Genomic DNA, 16,704 nt, shown 5'->3' with positions numbered 1-16,704 from the left:
AACGGCGGAAGAGCGCGGGGCTTATAGTCCTGCGCTGCAGTCATAGCCTAGCCCGAATTCGGGCCCTAGCCATGCTAATTTTGCATGAATAGGTAGCTCGTTCAAATAGTGACCTGGGTTCCGACTTCAACCACCCGCCCTGTGGGAATTTGGAAATAGTCGGTGGCATCGTTGGCCGACCGGCTCAGCGCGATGAACAAATGGTCCTGCCACAGCGGCATGCCCGACTGCGCCGAGGCCTTCAGCGATCTCCGCGACACGAAGAACGACGTCGACATGATGTCGAACTGCCAGCCCTGCTTGCGCGCGATGGCGAGCGCCTTTGGCACGTTCGGCTGCTCCATATAGCCGAAGCGCAGACGAACCTTGGAGAACTTGTCGCTGATCTTCTCCATGCGGAACCGCTCGGACAGATCGACCCGCGGCGTCTGCGCGGTCTCGATCGTCAGGATCACGTTGTGCTCGTGCAGCACCTTGTTGTGCTTGAGGTTGTGCAGCAGCGCGGTCGGCACGAACGCGGGATCGCTGGTCAGGAATACCGCGGTGCCCTTGACGACGTGCGGCGGGCGCTTTTCCAGGCTTCGGATCAGGTCGTCCAGCGGCACCTCGATCCGGCGCGTCTTCTGGATCAGGATTGCCGAGCCTTTCCGCCAGGTCCAGATCGTCCCCGCCATGGCAACGCCGAACAGCAGCGGCACCCACGCGCCCTCGAGCAGCTTCAGGAGATTGGCGCTGAAGAAGCTCAAATCGACGATGACGAAGGGCACGATCACGGCCGCGGCCGTCGCCGCACGCCAGTTCCACAGCTTCCAGATCACGACGAATCCCATGATGCCATCGACGACCATGGTGGTGGAGACCGCGATGCCGTAGGCCGAGGCCAGATTGCTGGGGGTGTGGAACAGCAGCACCAGCAGCATCACGCCGATCAGCAGCAGACGATTCACGCGGGGAAGATAGATCTGGCCGGCATGGGTTTCGGACGTGTAGCGCACCTCGAAGCGCGGCAGGAGGCCGAGCTGCACCGCCTGATAGACCAGCGAATAGGCGCCGGTGATCACCGCCTGGCTCGCGATCACGGTCGCCGCGGTCGCAAGCCCGACCAGTGGCAGCACCAGGCTTTCGGGCACCATGCGATAGAAAGAATGCTCGATCGCGCTCGGATCGGACAGCACCAGCGCACCCTGCCCGAAATAGTTGATCAGGAGCGCGGGCAGCACGAAGAACATCCAGGCCGACTGGATCGGCTTGCGGCCGAAATGGCCGAGATCGGCATAAAGCGCCTCGCCTCCGGTCACCGCTAGGAAGACGGCGCCGAGCGTGACCAGGCCGATCATGCCGTGCGACAGCATGAACTGAACTGCGTAATAGGGATTAATTGCCGCCAGCACGGAGGGGTCGTCGGCGATGTGGACGGCTCCCATCACGCCGATGACGGCGAACCAGATCACCATCACCGGCCCGAACGCCGAAGCCACCAGGGCGGTCCCCTTGCTCTGGACCGCGAACAGCAGCGCCAGGATCAGGACGGTGAGCGGCACGACGTAATGCTCGAACGCCGGGGTTACGAGCTTCAGGCCCTGAACCGCCGACAGCACCGAGATCGCCGGCGTGATCATGGAATCGCCGATGAACATGGAGGCGCCGACCACACCGAGCGCGAGCAAGACCCAGCTTCGCCGCCCGAGCGCGCGCTGGCCGAGGGCCATCAGCGAGAGCGTGCCGCCCTCGCCGTTATTATCGGCGCGCAGCAGCAAGAGGACGTATTTGGCGGTGACGACGATCAGCAGCGCCCACAGGATCAGCGAGAGCACGCCCAGCACGATGACCCGCGAGACTGGCTCGCCATGAGCTGCGCCCTTGACCGCCTCGTGGAATGCATAGAGGGGCGAGGTGCCGATATCGCCGAAGACGACGCCGATGCTCCCAAGCGTGAGGGCCCAAAAACCTGAGGTGACCGGTTGCCCGTCGTGGGTCTCGGTCGATGAGGTGCTCGCCGTCATGGGGGTGAAAAACGCTTCGTCCCTGGAATTGATCCGGCGCCTTTTGACTCTTCCGCGAAGACTGTCAATCGGCACACCACCATAACAGGACCCAAGGCAGTTGCTGTGACGGCGCGGCAACGTTCGTCGCTAGCGTGACCACATGCCTCAGGTAGGATGGTAGCGCAAGAGCCCTTTAGGGCTTCAAGTTCGGCGGGAGCGGCGGATCTTCGCGCATCAGGGTGATGGTCACCCGCCGGTTGGCCGCAAGCGAGGGATCGTCCGGGAACAGCGGCTGGGTGTCCGCCTTGCCCGAGACGGCGAAAATATGCGACGGCGGCAGGCCCTCGCGTTCGAGGATCTGGCGCACCGCATTGGCGCGGTCGGCCGACAGATCGAAGGCGCCGTAATCGCTGCGGGTCGGCACAAATCCTGCCGCGGTGTGGCCGGCGATGGACACGCGTAGCGGCGTGGCCTTCAGCGGGATCGCCAGTTTCTCGACCAGTCGCCGGGTACGGTCATAAGGCACCTTGGAGCCGTCGGCGAACATCGAGCGGCCGTCCTGGTCGACGATCTCCAGGTTGAGGCCCTGCTTGGTCTCCTCGAACATGATGTGCTTGGACATCTCGGTCAGTTCCGGCATGTCCTGCAACGCCTGGCGCAGCGAGGCCGCGGCCAGCGCAAAGTTGCGATCGACCTTGATCTTCGCGCCGGACGTCTTGTCGCGGTCTTCCTGGTCCGGGGTCGGCGTGTTGGAGGCATCCTCGGGCTGGATGTGATCGACGTTCTTGAGCCGCGGGCGTGTCGGCAGACCGTCGGATTCGACGATGCCGGAGTAGCGCGCTTCGCTCTGAACGCCGAACGCCTCGCGCATCGATCCCGCGACGATCTTCAGCTTGTTGGCGTCCTGCGTGGAGAACGCGACAAGCATCACGAAAAACGCCAGCAGCAGCGCCATCAGGTCGGCGAAGGTCACAAACCAGCCATGACCGCCGCCGTGAGCATCGCCGCGCTTCTTCTTGGCCATCTCTCAAATCCCGGCGGGCGGCCTTAGGCCGGAACCGGCTCTCCCTCGGTATGACGATGCTTCTCCGGCAGATAGGCCAGCAGCATTTCGCGCACGAGCGTCGGGCTCTTGGAGTCGCGGATCATTAGGATGCCGTCGATGATCAAGGTACGGTTGGTTTCTTCGTCGAGCAGCTTGCCATGCAGCTTGTCGGCAATCGGCAAGCAGATCAGGTTGGCGACGACGGCGCCATACAGCGTCGCCAGCAGCGCGGTGGCCATGAACGGACCGAGCTTGGAAGGATCCGACATGTTGGAGAACATCTGCACCATGCCGAGCAGCGTGCCGATCATGCCGAAGGCCGGGGCGCAGTCGCCGACGGCGCGATAGATCTTGCTGCCTTCGTCGAGATGCATCAGGAAGTTGTCGCGGTCGCGCTCCAGATTGTCGCGAATGAAGTCGAGGTCGTAGCCGTCGGCGACGTAGCGGATGCCCTTGGCAAGGAACGGCTCGTCGGTCTCGACCTTTTCCAGCCCGACCGGGCCCTGCTTGCGGGCGATCTCGGCGATACGGGCGAGTTCGTCGACGAGGTCGTGGGCCGAAAGGCGGCTCAGGGTGAAGGCAAATTTTGCGCCCAGCGGAACGCCATGGATCATCGCCGACAATGGAAAGCGGATCATCGTTGCGGCGAAGGAACCGCCGAAGATGACGATCACGGCGTGGATGTCGTAGAACATCCCGAAGCTGCCGCCCATCAAGATCAGCGTCGAAACAACAACGGCGCCCGCGGCAAGGCCGACAAGTGTTGCGATATCCATCATCGACTCCAACGCGTACGCGACAACGGCCGTCCTGGCCGCTGGTGCGGCCCAACCCCGAACCGCATCGGAAACCCTAGAGGCCCGCCCTTAAAGCCGCGTTACCGGAAAATTGTGCATTAACAAATCGTTACACTGCCTAACTCTCACAGAAGGCCAAATTGAAATGATTGAGGAAAAAACCGGACTGCCTAACTTCGCCGACACCCGAGCCGCTCTGATCCTCAAGCGCGAGGCAGTCGGCGCCGATACCCGGACCGGCCTCACCCTCTCGACCGTGGTCGAGCAGATGGAGAACCTTCAGGACTACCGGACGCCCGGCTGGGCCTGCGATCCACGCCAGACGCTCCCGCACATGCTCAAGAAGTCTCTCGCGCGGTTGGGAGGCTGAGAGATGCCCGTGAAGGTGATGCAGGATAGATCCGACTTTGCCGAGGCAATCGCCGGCCTCCCGTTTAACGCGCTCATGGAGATCGCCACAGAGCTTGTCACCATGGTCGAAGATGCCGGAGACGACCGGGACATCAAGACGGCGGTTGGCATGGCCGAAATGCTAGCCGATTGGGCCGAGGCTCAGGCCGACAGCGACGACTAGTCTTTGCGATGTGATCACTGAGGAACCCCCATGGGAATTACCTACGGCGACTACCTGATTGACATAGGACACAACGAAATGACGCCAGAACAGGAACGCGAAATCGAAGCCCGAGAGGAATGCGGGCGGCGCGGCATCGACCCCGACGAGATTTGCGCCGACGGCGGCGTAGAGGCGTGGATGGTGGTGGACAAGGAGCTTCAGGAGAAGCGCGAACCGAACGTCGGTCTTGGATGGGTCCGAACTCAATTCCCGGAGCTATTCTAATGACGCCGCCACTCCCGTCCCCATTAGAAGCAGCCAAGAAGCTCCTGGTTTCAGCGGCCGCGGGTTCATGCACCTGCAACACAAAATCTCCGGAGCTGATTTGGCACGCGCCAGACTGCCGCTACGCCACGATCATGATGGCGCTGGAGAATGTGGAGATAGCGCAGCAGCCTAGCGAACCACTCCGATGCCTGCGCTGCGGCACGGTTGACGCGTTCGCCACGGTCCCGCCGGAGGAGAAGTGATGGCCGACGAAATCAATAGCTTGGAAGACTTCGAAAAGGCGTGTCAGGACCACGACCTGACCTACAGCTATTCGGATGATGGGCGCTGGTGGCGCGCCGGGATGGCTAGCCACGATCGCATTAAGAAGGCCGCCGAGAGGTTCCCGCGCGAGGACGTTGAGCGCATCTGGAACGCTGTCGTTGACACTAAGGTCATTCCGGAAGCGGCCTCGCAATTCTATTGGCGCTGGCCGGACACCGCCGCGCACTGACGAGGTCACTGAGCACCCCAGTTATACTCAAATCGCGAGGATAGTATAACCGATGGGCAACAAGATCACATCAACCCCGGCATGGGATGCCGTCCACGCCTTCGACGCCGAGAATAACGTCGAGCCATTCAGGACGATCGCAGAGCGCATCGCCTACGGCGCCGGATGTTCCAAAAACCATCCACTGGTAGACGACATCAGCGCCGACCTGGAGGACGCCTATAGCCTGGGAGAGCGGCGCGGCCCGCTGGTAGCGGGTGCCACAAACGGAGGACAGCATGATTGACCATAAGTATGTGCCTGCGATGGAAGAAGACGGGCAATGCCCATATTGCGGCGGCCCGACCATGAACGTGGCATTTGAATACATCACCTGCGGAGCCGCCTGGAATCCCGAGTGCTTCGGGCATCAGATACGCACGCCGGTTCATCACCTGCCCGGCCACGATGAGACGATGGCGGGGCTGGATGCGCTGACCATACGGCCAGGGGTTACTCGGTGAGGCGGGGAGAGAGACGATGAATGACGATGTTTTCAAGCGAACCTATGCGGTCGAGATCGACTTCGACACGCCGATTACTTTCGCGGAGCAGGACCGCCTTGCGTGCGTCGTCCTGGAGCGGCTTGTCGATGAGTGGTGGGAGAATGCACAGAGCGGGACCGGGCAAGGAAATATGCCCATCAAGGTCACTGCCTACCCGATCCCAACGCCACGACGGTAGGGGTCACACGCTGCGGCAAGGGGAACGCGATGGCTAAACTCGACAAGAAGGCTCACGCTAAAGCGCTAAGCCTCCATGAAAAGCTGCTGCGTGAAAATCCAGACTACAAAGCACAGTGGGATAGGTTGCTGGCTCAGCTTTTCACTGATCTGGCCGAAACCAAGATCCCTGATGATCAGTAGCCACCACCGGAGCCCAGCATGAGCACCACAAACACAATCGCCGAGCCTCAAAAGCGTTTCACGCTCGCCGAAATGTCGGCCGTGATGATGGATCGCAAGCGCGTTCCATACGGTTTCTTCCTGTCGCAGAAGCTCTGGGACCACATCTGCGCTCGCGTCACCGTCGAGACCGGCGGCACGATCGTCAGCAAGGGGCCAATCACGCTCAACGGAACGTTGACAGCCGTCGATCCAAGCCTGCCAGACGCGGAATTTGACGTCGCGTTCACACAGGAGGCGTGGTCGCGGCGCCTATCCTCATTGTCGAATGGAGAGTGAGCGACCATGACCGATTTTCTGCTGTTCATTGGCCCGTGGAAGACGCTGTTTTACGGCTTAGCCGCCGGCTTCTTGATCGGCACGCTTTATGGCGTGTGGGCCGCTACGCCAGCTAGGCCGTCCTAACCGTTAACAACGAGGAAACCATGTTCATTTGGACGATAAGCGACGCGATAGGGTTGGCCTGTTTGGCGATAGGGGCTCTGTTTTTCGGCCCCATCTTTTTAACAATCTGGATTCAGGACCGACGCCTAAAGCGAAGACGCAACCGCACTTGACCGAACATCATCACACCCAGGAGACAACAATGCAGCCGAACGAGAGATTTCCCGCCGACCTCGACCTTCTGGCCAAGCTCAAGCCGGAAACGCGCGATGCGTTCGAGAAGTTTATGGTTGATCTCGATGCAGAGCACGTCAAGCGAGAGGCGCCCTATGGGCGTGGATCGCTCTGGCAGATCACCGGCGCCGAATGCTGGTACTCGTTTTTTGAGGACGGCATGTCGCCGGCCGAAGCGCTCGACGAAGATATGTCAGCGAGCTACGACTAGGGTTCTGCGGTGGTGAGCAGGGAGCAATGAGCCGCACCAAACAGCCCCATTTCATGCACTTCGGCCCGGAGATTCCTGTCGTCCCGATGGGAAGCTTCTCGCGTATGGGGCTGACAGAGAAGCAATGGGCCGATGCGTGGCATCTGTGCGGCCCGAGCGCAGCACGGAACATGCAACGTCTTCAGCTCTGGCAGGTGATCGCGTCAGCCTACCTTGAGGGTCTGCAACATGGCGCCGAGATGATGAAGGAGAAATCGGATGTCGGACGCGATCAGGAATTACCTGCCGTGGCTTCTGTCGGTCATCACAATTTGGATGACTCTTTTGGCGGGTAACAAGCACCCGAAGGCGTGGCTAATCGGGCTCGGAAACCAGCTCCTTTGGCTGGTTTGGATATTCGTCGTCGGAGCATGGGGCTTGCTACCCATGAACATTGCCTTGTGGATCGTCTACGCTCGCAACCATCTGAAGTGGAGCGACCCGCTAGGCCCGCAGAACATCCGCACGTAATCGTTCCTGGGCAAGGAGCGCTGAAGTGACGTCAGATTGGAGCCCAGACCTGCTAGTTAGGATTAGGCCACAAACGAGGCATGACATGACAGAAATGCTAGAGCGCGTCGCAGAAGCCATTGCAGAGCACGGTGGCAGCAATTGGGAGTCCTGCCTTAAGGCGCCCGGGCAACGGATGGCAGGAATGTATAGGGCTATGGCCCATGCAGCTATTAAGGCTATGCGCGAACCAACGTCTGGGATGATGGAGGCGGTGGATTGCGGTGGAGAAAAGGCCGACTGGATGTCGGGCCGCGCGTGGAGGGCGGGTTACACCTCCATGATTGACGCCGCGCTAGGGGTTCAGCGTTGTCCCTGAGACACTAATTCAGCCAAGCCTTGTAGAACCCCGTCCTGTCGTCCGCCGCGGCATCGTTCTGGAATGCCTCGATCGTGGCCCAGGGGCCGGCGGCGGCCGCGATATCCGAATCCGTGACGACCTGTGTCGTGCCATCAGGCAGGCTCACTGTTGCCGAGCTGCCGCTGATGCTGACGTCGACCGTGAGCGGCACGCCGTAGGACAGAGCTGGTGAGAACGACCCGCTGGCGATGGTCGTTACCGGGTTGCCCCCGAGGATCTTGCCGAAGATCCAGCCCGAGCGGCCGATCGCAAGATGCACGCCGGCATCAGGAGGCGAGCCCGTCGATATCGGCTGGGTCTTCCAGACGACGACCGTGGCCGCGCCGTTGCTGCCCGCACCGACATTGGTGAACTTCCACGTCGCGCCGATGCGACTGACGTTCTGCCCGGCGTTCTGGTTGGCCGTGAGATATCCGGCCTGCTGGCCGCTTGCCGCGGCGTTGGTGAGAACGCCACCCGAAAGCGTCAGCGCGTTGGAGCCAGTGAGCGGAAGCTGGGTCCAGCTCGTGCCGAACAGCGCCGAGGACGGCTGCGCCGTGGTTTCCAGCCCAACCGAGGCGGTCGGGATCAGCCCGGTCTGGTTGACGACGGCGTTGCAGGACGAGGCATAGATGCCGTTGCCGGCTACGCCCTGGTAGCTGTTGGCGCCGAGGGTGTTGGAGAGGTCGAGCGCCGGATAAAGCGCGGTGGCGCCGGCGTTGAGCTTGCCTGTCGCCGAGAACGTCCACCAGCCGTTGCCGCGATCGACCGACGTCGCGTAGACGTATGTTCCGGTTCCAGCGGCGCCGGATAAGCCAGAGCCGGTCGTGGCGACCGCACCGGTCGTCAGGTTGACGCTGGCGAAGAAGCCGTTGGCCGCGGTATTGTCGAGCCCGCTGAGGATAGCAAAGCCGCGCTCGGCTGCCTTGAGCGTGCAACTGATAGTGACGACGGTGTCGGCAGGGATCGGCAGCGTCGCGGCCCCGGCGCCGTTTCCGAACAGGAGGTGCCGGCCAAGGCTGCTGTCCTCGACGATCTTGAACGCCGTCGCCGCGCCGTCGGGCCCGACAATGCCAGTCGAGCTCGCCCCAAGACCAACCTGCCCCCAATTCACGCCGGCGAGCAGGCTCCCCGAATACGGGTGGATGTTGCTCTGGCTGCGCGACGTGACGAGATGGTTCTGGCTGTCGTTGGCGAGCGTGTCCTGCGCGCCGCCGGCATACATGCGACCGTTGGCAAAATCAAAGGTGGTGCCGGCCGTGTCGACGATCCAGTCCGGGAACGGGGTCAGGCCCATGCCGTAGCGGAACATGGGTTTCATCAGCGCGGCGCGGAAGGACTCGCCATAGATGCGGTAATGCACCGCGTCTGCCTGCACCGTGTAGCCGTAGGAATCCGAGATCGTCTTGCTGACGAGCGCCTGCCTGGTGCGGAAGACAATGCCGCCCTTGGCGATCGCTAGCGCCGCCGCGGCGTCAACATACTGCTGCTGGTTGGCGGCGTTGCCGGTTGAACTGCTATCGAACGGCGGCTCGACGAAGATGAAATCGGCGCCGGCCGCCTTGATCGCATCGAACAACGTCGTCAGGTCGAGGACGACGTTGGCAACGGACCGGTTCAGACGCCAGCTGTTGACGATGCCGTAATCACCGGCGACGACATCCGGCCGATTGAGATCGAGTTGACGCAGGCGCCCGCTGGAAGGCGTCCCGGTATTTTCGATCATGTTGGATGTGGTGCCGCCGGAGATCGCCCACTGGCGGATCGTCACTTCCTTGCGGGTCGCGTCCTGACAGTCGATGCCGTAGATGCGGACGAAGGCGGCTACCCATGACAGCCGGATCGTATGCGTCCCGACCGACCCCAGCGAAATCGTGGCGCTGGCGATCGTATTGAGACCGGCCGTGGTGATCGTGGTCGCAGAGCCGCCGTCGACATCCCATGAGAATTGCCGGCCGGCCGAGCTGTCCTGATAGTAGATCTGGCAACTGCTGACTGGCTGCTGGGGCGTGAACGAGAACGTGCCGGCAGCAGTCGGGAACTCCAGTTCAGAACCGCCCTGGACCGGCACGGCCGTAACGAATGCGGTCGCCGACCCCGTCGCGGCCAGCCGACTATCCCGCGGCATGAAGTCGTCTGCGAAATTCGTCCCGCTGATGCCGTACCAATTGTTCGCGCCGGAAGCGATGCCGTCCGATCGGAACAAGATCGCAAGCTGTTCGGCGATCGAGAGCGGATATTGCGAGCCATATGGAGACGCCGTCTCGTCGACACTGCGCTCCGTGCTGTCGCCCATGACAGCAACGACCATGTTGCGCGTGCCGGCCAGCATGGCCTGGAAGCCGGCGCGCATCTTCGTGGTCGTCGCAGGCTTGAGGTTGTCGACGAACTTGACGCCTGAACTGACGACGCCAGAGGCCCCGAGCGACCCGACCCCGCCGCGCGCTCCGAGATCGCCAAGCCCAAACGCCTGCGCGCTCTGGATCGGAGCCGCAGCGGCAATGACGAAGGCGAGAATACCCGCGAGGATGCGTCGGAAGATCATGCTATGAGCCCTACGTCGAGGCGATCACAAAAATTGACTGTTGGAAAATTGGCGCGACGAGCTACGGCGCAGCTATGACGGAGATTTTGTAGGTTGATGTGGCCGTGATCGGCGCGGTGAAGTATTCCGGCGACCCGGCCTCAATGATCATGTCCGTGGTTGCAACGGTCGACGATCCGGTCTCAGCCTTGATCGCGCATCGAAGGCTACAAGTGATCCGCAAAATCTTGGTGTTGGCATTGAATGTCGCGGATTGCGCCGCCCCTGATGTGAAATCGACCGGCGTCTGGCTCACATCAGGAACAATTTTGGCAGCTTGAGGCGCGAAGCCGCTGAACCCGTGCATCTCGAAATATTCTGTCACCTTCATCAGGCTCGCGGCCGATGCCGGCGCGACTGCGAATCCGAGAACAAAGGCGAGCGCGATCATTGCCTTGCGAAGCATTTTGAAGTCCTCCGGTTCTTGAAATACGATTTCAGGTCATGCTGCCTGGCATAAAGCAGCGGATGTGAATGCTGCCGTCCTGATAGGTCACCGGCCACACCATGGTGCGGCCTGCGCGGTTTGGCTCGGTGATCAGGGCTTCCTCCGGCACGTCGTACCAGCGGCCATCGATGCGGACGCGATAGCGCCCGCCCTTGGCTTCCCAATCGACGTCGGAAACGGCGCTGCCGTCGGCATCGGAGCAGCACGGCGCGCCGCCCTTTGACTTCAGGTTGTCGAACCAGCCTTTCAGCGGCGAGTTCGCATAGCGGCCGTCGACGTCGCGAGCCTTCACGTTGCCGATCAGCAGTGCGGCGCCGACGCCGAGCATGATTCCGAGAGCCTGCACTTTCATAAAAGCCCCACTGCGATGAGAGACGCTGCGAAGAAGCAGAATGCCCCGATGCACGAAAAGGTGACCCAGCCGACCGCCGCGCCGATCTTGCGCATGCGCCACTCCTCCAGCACCCAGATCACGATCAAGATCAGAAGCACGATCCCGAGCGCGAGCAGCATCTTTTGGAGCTCGCCGCGGAAGGCCGCCGCGGTGATGAGAAGGTCGGCCCCATGACCCCTCACTCGACCGAGACCCGCGCAGTGCCGTCCATTCCCAGAGCGTTCGCCCCTGCCCGTCCGAGGTCCACACAGCGGCCTTTCACGAACGGGCCCCGATCCGTCACGACGGCGGAAATAGCGCGCCCATTGCCCAGATTGGTGATCCGCAGCACGGTCCCGAACCGATGGGTCTTGTGCGCCACGGTGAATGGGTTGCTGGCGTATGTGTTGAAGATCGCCCCGGAGGCCGTGCGGCGCCCGTGGTAGCCGTCTCCGACGCCGTACTGAGAGGCAATGCAGGTTTCGGCACGGGCCGGCGTTGCGACGCTGGCGATAACCAGCGCCGCCGTGAGTAGGCGGAGAATCATGTGATGCTTTCTTACGTTTTTCCCATTAGGGTCTTGAATCCGAGCCAGAAAGCTCCGACAACGCCGCTGATTATTGCGGTCACAACGATCTTGAACGTCATCGTCTGCGCCTGCTCGACGCTCTTGCGCCACTTCCGGAGATGGATGAAGTCGGCGCGCAACTCGATGCGATCCTCCTCCTCAATACCGAACGACGTCAGGATGGTCGCGATGGTCTTCAGAACCACCTCGTCGACCTCGCTATTGTGCAGTCGCTTCTGTTCAGCGAGCACTTCAGCGACGATTTCCTTGACCTCGTGCGGATGCATTAATTCTTCACCCTTTACCGTCATTCTCTTTCCTAGCCGTCTCGGTGGTTAGCGCCATCGTTGCGGTTAGGGGCGCCGCGCTGTTGCAACCAACGCGGCGTCCCGCCTGGTTTACTTTTTGCCCCAGCCGCAGAGACGCTTTCCGACGGCATTCACGAGATCGGCCCGGTTCTTGGTCTCACTGGTGTCATTTCGAGACCACATGATCGGACCGCCCTGCCGGTTCATCACCTCGCAGAAGGAGGCGGAATTCTTCACACCCTCCTTTTCACGGCATTCAAACTCAAACATGTCATTGAAGGTCGGCCGGCATACCGTTGTTCCCGCCGCCGCAGCCGGGATCAGCACAAGGGTGGCAGCGGCGAGCACTCGCAGCATCAGTCTCTCCGGAATGAAATGTCGCGACCATCGTCGCTGTCTGGATGTTCCGCCTGCCTAGCCTTCGCTTCAGCGACCGCGGCATCAGCCTGCGCGATTTGCGCGGTGGCCGTCTTGATACCGTCGGAGACGGCTCGATCGTAGCCAATGCCCTGATTTGCCTTGGCGTCAGCCGACGACTTGATCTGCTGGATCAGACCGAGGACTAGTGGCAGCGACTTCACCGCTGCCACGAAGAAGGTCCACCAGGTTGCCGAGATCACTGGACCGGCGGCTGCTGTTTCGTGAGGCCAGAGAAACCGTCGCGGATGACGTTGATGATCATCTTCGCCGTACCGAGGCCAGCAACGATCTTGCCGGCGAGGATCGGGTCAAGCCCAAGCCCAACGAAATCGAAGCCCGCAAGGCCAGCGACCACGATCATGAGGATGTTGAGAATGTTGTGGATCAGGTTGGTGTTCACGTCTCGTCTCCAGTTGAATGCGCGGGAAGCCGCCCGCGCGCGGTCCAGAAAATGCGCTAGATCAGCGTGACATAGCGCGCAGCGACAAAGTCGCCGCCGTCAGGGCTGGCGATCTTGTACCAGCGCGTCGCCCCGTTCATGGCGTCGCCGATGATCTCGATCGCTTCGCCAGGTTGCAGCCGCCGCGTCTCAGGCGATTTCGCGCTCGGCTCGTCGCGGACACTCAGGAAGTCGCCCGGCGGAACATTGACCTTCCCTTTGCGGTTTGCAGGCGACACATGCGGCGGCGGCTCGTCGTCATCGTGCGCAGCCGCTCCGGTCAGCTCCAGCATCTTGGCCTTGACGAGTCCGGCCATCACCGCCTTGTCGACCTTGCGGCCCGGACAGGTCTTGGTGGTCTTAGGGTCGTCCCGATGGAAATGCAGGCCGCGCACGTTGAACACGAAGGGATCTGGATTGATGCCGAGCGCGACGTGCAGGCAGGCCAAGCCTTCCGCATAGCGGTTCGCCAAGTCCGGCGTGAACGGCTCGCTGTCGAAGTCGCCGACGCACTCCACGCCCCACGAATTGGCATTGAATGAAACTGCGTGCACGCCCCGCTTTTCCGGAAGCGACAGAACGCAGAAATTGTCAGGCGTGAAAAAGAAGTGCGGTCCTGCGCTCCAGCCGAGCTCGTTGCCGTAGTAGGCCGCGAGGTTCTTCATCCACTGCGCATCGCTGATCGGCACCTTGCGGTTGCCGTGCGCGTAGGTCTTCCATGTCGCCAGCGACGGACCGCCGGTGTGGTGCATGGTGACGAAGCGCGGCGTCCAGGCCTTGAACTGGATGGTGTCGAGATAGTCGAGGAACTCTTTGGCCGTGGGAAAGCACTTCCCGATGAAGGAAATGGCGGTCATATTGGCAATCTCCTAATTCCGCTCGTAGAGGCCAGAGATGTTGAAGCGCGAAGTCGAGGCGAATGGAGCAGAGTTGCGACACGTCATCGTCGCGCTCGACGCCGTGATCCAGCAAGGAACGGCCACGCCCTGCGTGACATACTCAAAGCCGCCGCCACCGGCGCCATTCAATGCAGTCAAAGGCATCGTGAATGTCATATTGCCAGCCGAGCAAGAGCCGCTGGAGATGGTGACATCCATCGTCCAAAACACGACCTTGCCCCAGTTTTTGTATCTCGCTGAGTTAACCGTGAAGGTGCCGCCGCTGCATGACGCGCTTGGCGAAAATGTCGTCCATGCCGTTTGATCTAGGTCGCACTGACCAGATGTCGTGATCGTGCCCCCGGCGAGGTTTGTGCCGCAAACCACCTGGGTCACGGTGCCAGAACCGCCACCGCCGGTGCCGGAGCCCGTTGTGTTGCGCCAGCGCGAGGCGGTGCCGTCATATTTGAGATGCGCCGCAGCCTTCGATCCCAGGACGAAATCAGCGCCGAGATCGAGGCGATTTGCAGCCGTCGACGACGCGCTACCGTCTTTCAAGGTGATGCTGAAGGATCCGTTGTTGAACAGAAACAGGTCGCATCCCGCCACGCCACCAGCAAAGCCGGTGATGTCGCGCGCGGCATCCGAATTGATGAGCAGCGTGGAACTTGTCGCGCAAATGACCGATGACGGGTTGTAGTCGTTCTGGTTGGACGTGATCTGCGCCGGCGCCGATTGCGTCGAATCCTTGCGAGCGCCAGAGAAATTCGCAACGCCGCTGATCGTCGGGGCCGCCAGCGTCGCATTGGTCCCAAACACAAGGGCGCCGCTTCCGGTTTCGTCCGTGACCGCGGTAGCGAGGTTTGCAGAGGACGGCGTCGCCAGTGCTGTCGCCACCCCGGACCCAAGGCCAGATACGCCTGTTGAGATCGGCAACCCGGTGGCGTTCGTCAACGTGGCTGACGATGGCGTACCAAGCGCTGGCGTCACGAGCGTCGGCGACGAGGCGCGCACAACCGCGCCAGTTCCGGTGTTTGCCGTAGCCGCCAAGCCGTTGATGCTGAAGCTGTTGCCAGTTCCGGCCGTGTCGAATGTTTTGTTTGTCAGCGTGTCCGTAGTCGCGCGACCGACATAGGTATCCGTACCTTGAAAGGTCAACGTGGTCGCATCGATTCCGGCCAGAGTCAGGGAGTTGCTGAAGGTTAGCGTCTTTCCGGCGCCACCTGTCAGGGTATAGCTGCCGGCCGTGAGCGTATTCCCATTGATGCTGGTCGCCGTCGCCGCGCCGAGCGTCGGGGTCACGAACACCGGTGACGTCGTGCGCGCGACTGCGCCAGTGCCGTTGTTGGCTGTCACGGCAACCCCTGCGATCGACAGCGAGTTTCCCGTTCCCGCCGTGTCGAACGTCTTGTTTGTGAACGTGTCGGTGGTCGCCTTGCCGACTAGCGTATCTGTCGCGATCGGCAACGTGATGACGCTGGTCCCGGCCGCCGCCCCGGATTTGAGCGTCGTCGTTCCAGACGTCGATCCCTTCAGGATGACCGTCGCGTCGTTGAACGACTTCGCGCCCGTGACGGTCTCGGCATTGCCGAGCGTCATCGCCGTACCGGACGCAGCCGGACCAGTCAGCGTGACACCGTCGGGAATGGTCAGGGTCGCCGAGGTCGCCGGAGCCGTAATGGCAACCTTATTGATGGACGTGGCCGTTGCCACGCCAAGCGACGGGGTCGTCATCGTCGGGCTATTGATGACCGGGCTGGTCAACGTCTTGTTCGTCAATGTGTCGGTCGTCGCCCTGCCGACCAGCGTATCGGTGGCCGCCGGAAGCGTCAGCGTTCCGGACGCGGCAGCGCTTGCGTTCAGCGTGGTGGACCCCGACGATGACCCGGCCAGCAACAGCGTCGAACTATTGAACGTCTTGGCAGCCGAGAAGGTCTGGATGGCCGCGAGCGTCGCAATGGTGTCGGTGGCGTTCGGCAGCGTGTAGGTCTTCATCGAGCTCGCTGGCCCGGTGAACTGCATGAACGAATTGTTCGTGCCGCCCTTGGCGCCAGAGAGCGGCGATGTGCCAGGACTTACCTGCGCGAGCGCCGGCGCGCACGATAGAGCGAGCGCAAGCGCTATGGTGCCGAGAAGCTTCATCATGTTCTTTCCGTGTCGAGAGAGGATCAAACCCAGCCGGTTCCGTCTGAAAGCGGCGTCAAGGTGATCGAACCACCGTTGGAATCGATCACGTAGGACGTCCCGCCCATGATCGTCTTCGATGTGCCGGCAGAGGTGATGGTGATGTTGTTGGTCGCAGCATCGTATTTGCGATCAACGATGCGCACTGGCGTGGTCGTGGTCGCCGGGTCCGGAATGGAAACTGCCGTCGCTGCCCCTACGGTCTTGTTGATCAAGATCACGTCAGCATCGTCGTTTGTCACTGTGACGTCGCCGGCAGCGGTAACTTCTCGCTCCGAGCGACCTGACACGATAATGTCGCTTCCCTGAGCCAAGCCAATTCCGACGTAGCGCCTCGTTTTTGAGTAGATCCCGGACGTGACCTCAATCTTGTAGTAGCCACCGATGCAATAGAACCCGACGTCGCCGTTCGAATCCGTTGTCAGCGGGTTGCCCGTTGGCGTGGTCCCATCGCGATCACTGTAGAGCGACGCAAGCGGCTGCCCTGGAATTTCGCTCCTAACCTCGACAGAGGCCCCGGAGATCACATTTCCCTGTGTATCGGTCGCGGTCAGGTCGTAACGAGCCATCGTCATCGGCAAAGCCTCAGTTGATTTGAGAGCCGCGGATATCGCCGGAGCCTAGCGTCAGCGCGATATAGCTGGCGCCGTCGATCGCCGGCCCGGCAGCGGCACCG

Annotated in this window: 26 protein-coding genes; 11 read left to right on the top strand and 15 right to left on the bottom strand. The window is 61.6% G+C overall.

Features of this window, described 5'->3' with window-relative positions; genetic code table 11:
* Window positions 1-101 precede the first annotated feature (101 nt).
* The 3 genes from AX729_RS21130 to AX729_RS21120 form a co-directional block, all read right to left on the bottom strand.
* On the bottom strand, window positions 102-2,003 hold the full coding sequence (locus tag AX729_RS21130) for a potassium transporter Kup (RefSeq protein ID WP_061026304.1): 1,902 nt from the start codon (window positions 2,001-2,003) through the stop codon (window positions 102-104).
* A 175-nt stretch (window positions 2,004-2,178) separates the two neighbouring features.
* Window positions 2,179-3,009 carry an OmpA/MotB family protein gene (locus AX729_RS21125; protein WP_061026303.1) on the bottom strand — a complete coding sequence of 277 codons (831 nt, stop codon included), beginning with the start codon at window positions 3,007-3,009 and terminating at the stop codon, window positions 2,179-2,181.
* A 23-nt stretch (window positions 3,010-3,032) separates the two neighbouring features.
* Complete coding sequence (locus AX729_RS21120) at window positions 3,033-3,806, bottom strand: motility protein A (RefSeq protein ID WP_061026495.1); 774 nt, start codon at window positions 3,804-3,806, stop codon at window positions 3,033-3,035.
* Window positions 3,807-3,972: 166 nt separating this feature from the next.
* Between AX729_RS21120 and AX729_RS21115 the strand changes: the two genes are divergently transcribed.
* The 11 genes from AX729_RS21115 to AX729_RS21070 all read left to right on the top strand — a co-directional run bounded on the left by AX729_RS21115 (window position 3,973) and on the right by AX729_RS21070 (window position 7,272).
* On the top strand, window positions 3,973-4,197 hold the full coding sequence (locus tag AX729_RS21115; RefSeq protein WP_061026302.1) for a hypothetical protein: 225 nt from the start codon (window positions 3,973-3,975) through the stop codon (window positions 4,195-4,197).
* Window positions 4,198-4,200: 3 nt separating this feature from the next.
* The gene (locus tag AX729_RS21110) at window positions 4,201-4,401 is read left to right on the top strand and encodes a hypothetical protein (RefSeq protein ID WP_061026301.1); all 201 of its coding nucleotides are present in this window, start codon (window positions 4,201-4,203) and stop codon (window positions 4,399-4,401) included.
* A gap of 30 nt (window positions 4,402-4,431) precedes the next feature.
* Window positions 4,432-4,668, top strand: a complete 237-nt coding sequence (locus tag AX729_RS21105; protein ID WP_061026300.1) for a hypothetical protein — start codon at window positions 4,432-4,434, stop codon at window positions 4,666-4,668.
* A gap of 244 nt (window positions 4,669-4,912) precedes the next feature.
* The gene (locus AX729_RS21095) at window positions 4,913-5,164 is read left to right on the top strand and encodes a hypothetical protein (RefSeq protein ID WP_061026298.1); all 252 of its coding nucleotides are present in this window, start codon (window positions 4,913-4,915) and stop codon (window positions 5,162-5,164) included.
* A 52-nt stretch (window positions 5,165-5,216) separates the two neighbouring features.
* Complete coding sequence (locus AX729_RS21090) at window positions 5,217-5,450, top strand: hypothetical protein (protein ID WP_061026297.1); 234 nt, start codon at window positions 5,217-5,219, stop codon at window positions 5,448-5,450.
* Entirely contained in the window at window positions 5,443-5,667 is a 225-nt protein-coding gene (locus AX729_RS39810) for a hypothetical protein (RefSeq protein ID WP_156457111.1), read from the top strand. The genes AX729_RS21090 and AX729_RS39810 overlap by 8 nt, the downstream gene beginning before the upstream one ends.
* A gap of 16 nt (window positions 5,668-5,683) precedes the next feature.
* The gene (locus AX729_RS21085) at window positions 5,684-5,887 is read left to right on the top strand and encodes a hypothetical protein (protein WP_061026296.1); all 204 of its coding nucleotides are present in this window, start codon (window positions 5,684-5,686) and stop codon (window positions 5,885-5,887) included.
* A gap of 29 nt (window positions 5,888-5,916) precedes the next feature.
* Window positions 5,917-6,069, top strand: a complete 153-nt coding sequence (locus tag AX729_RS39805; RefSeq protein WP_156457110.1) for a hypothetical protein — start codon at window positions 5,917-5,919, stop codon at window positions 6,067-6,069.
* A gap of 18 nt (window positions 6,070-6,087) precedes the next feature.
* On the top strand, window positions 6,088-6,387 hold the full coding sequence (locus AX729_RS21080) for a hypothetical protein (RefSeq protein WP_061026295.1): 300 nt from the start codon (window positions 6,088-6,090) through the stop codon (window positions 6,385-6,387).
* Window positions 6,388-6,694: 307 nt separating this feature from the next.
* Complete coding sequence (locus tag AX729_RS21075) at window positions 6,695-6,937, top strand: hypothetical protein (protein WP_061026294.1); 243 nt, start codon at window positions 6,695-6,697, stop codon at window positions 6,935-6,937.
* 26 nt (window positions 6,938-6,963) lie between these two features.
* Complete coding sequence (locus AX729_RS21070) at window positions 6,964-7,272, top strand: hypothetical protein (RefSeq protein ID WP_061026293.1); 309 nt, start codon at window positions 6,964-6,966, stop codon at window positions 7,270-7,272.
* Window positions 7,273-7,809: 537 nt separating this feature from the next.
* Here AX729_RS21070 and AX729_RS21055 read toward each other — a convergent pair.
* The 12 genes from AX729_RS21055 to AX729_RS21000 all read right to left on the bottom strand — a co-directional run bounded on the left by AX729_RS21055 (window position 7,810) and on the right by AX729_RS21000 (window position 16,603).
* Window positions 7,810-10,371, bottom strand: coding sequence for a phage head spike fiber domain-containing protein (locus AX729_RS21055; protein WP_061026290.1), 2,562 nt, complete (start codon window positions 10,369-10,371; stop codon window positions 7,810-7,812).
* Between the two features lie 61 nt (window positions 10,372-10,432).
* On the bottom strand, window positions 10,433-10,816 hold the full coding sequence (locus AX729_RS21050; RefSeq protein ID WP_061026289.1) for a hypothetical protein: 384 nt from the start codon (window positions 10,814-10,816) through the stop codon (window positions 10,433-10,435).
* Window positions 10,817-10,847: 31 nt separating this feature from the next.
* The gene (locus AX729_RS21045; protein ID WP_156457145.1) at window positions 10,848-11,186 is read right to left on the bottom strand and encodes a hypothetical protein; all 339 of its coding nucleotides are present in this window, start codon (window positions 11,184-11,186) and stop codon (window positions 10,848-10,850) included.
* A gap of 20 nt (window positions 11,187-11,206) precedes the next feature.
* Window positions 11,207-11,371, bottom strand: coding sequence for a hypothetical protein (locus tag AX729_RS21040; protein ID WP_156457109.1), 165 nt, complete (start codon window positions 11,369-11,371; stop codon window positions 11,207-11,209).
* A 59-nt stretch (window positions 11,372-11,430) separates the two neighbouring features.
* The gene (locus AX729_RS21035; protein WP_061026286.1) at window positions 11,431-11,778 is read right to left on the bottom strand and encodes a septal ring lytic transglycosylase RlpA family protein; all 348 of its coding nucleotides are present in this window, start codon (window positions 11,776-11,778) and stop codon (window positions 11,431-11,433) included.
* An 11-nt stretch (window positions 11,779-11,789) separates the two neighbouring features.
* Complete coding sequence (locus tag AX729_RS21030; protein ID WP_082770493.1) at window positions 11,790-12,110, bottom strand: hypothetical protein; 321 nt, start codon at window positions 12,108-12,110, stop codon at window positions 11,790-11,792.
* A gap of 87 nt (window positions 12,111-12,197) precedes the next feature.
* Complete coding sequence (locus AX729_RS21025; RefSeq protein ID WP_061026284.1) at window positions 12,198-12,464, bottom strand: hypothetical protein; 267 nt, start codon at window positions 12,462-12,464, stop codon at window positions 12,198-12,200.
* A complete protein-coding gene (locus AX729_RS21020) occupies window positions 12,464-12,697 on the bottom strand; it encodes a hypothetical protein (RefSeq protein ID WP_156457108.1) in 234 nt (77 codons plus the stop codon). The genes AX729_RS21025 and AX729_RS21020 overlap by 1 nt, the downstream gene beginning before the upstream one ends.
* Before the next feature lie 26 nt (window positions 12,698-12,723).
* Entirely contained in the window at window positions 12,724-12,927 is a 204-nt protein-coding gene (locus tag AX729_RS21015) for a hypothetical protein (RefSeq protein ID WP_061026282.1), read from the bottom strand.
* Window positions 12,928-12,983: 56 nt separating this feature from the next.
* Window positions 12,984-13,823 (bottom strand): N-acetylmuramoyl-L-alanine amidase, encoded by an 840-nt coding sequence (locus tag AX729_RS21010; protein ID WP_061026281.1) that lies wholly within the window; start codon window positions 13,821-13,823, stop codon window positions 12,984-12,986.
* A 12-nt stretch (window positions 13,824-13,835) separates the two neighbouring features.
* Window positions 13,836-15,989, bottom strand: coding sequence for a beta strand repeat-containing protein (locus AX729_RS21005; RefSeq protein WP_061026280.1), 2,154 nt, complete (start codon window positions 15,987-15,989; stop codon window positions 13,836-13,838).
* 23 nt (window positions 15,990-16,012) lie between these two features.
* Window positions 16,013-16,603, bottom strand: coding sequence for a hypothetical protein (locus AX729_RS21000; RefSeq protein WP_061026279.1), 591 nt, complete (start codon window positions 16,601-16,603; stop codon window positions 16,013-16,015).
* Window positions 16,604-16,704: the final 101 nt, after the last annotated feature.

It is taken from the genome of Bradyrhizobium sp. CCH5-F6, assembly GCF_001556045.1.
In the GTDB taxonomy this organism is placed as follows: domain Bacteria; phylum Pseudomonadota; class Alphaproteobacteria; order Rhizobiales; family Xanthobacteraceae; genus Bradyrhizobium.
This window is presented reverse-complemented; position numbering and strand designations above follow the sequence as displayed.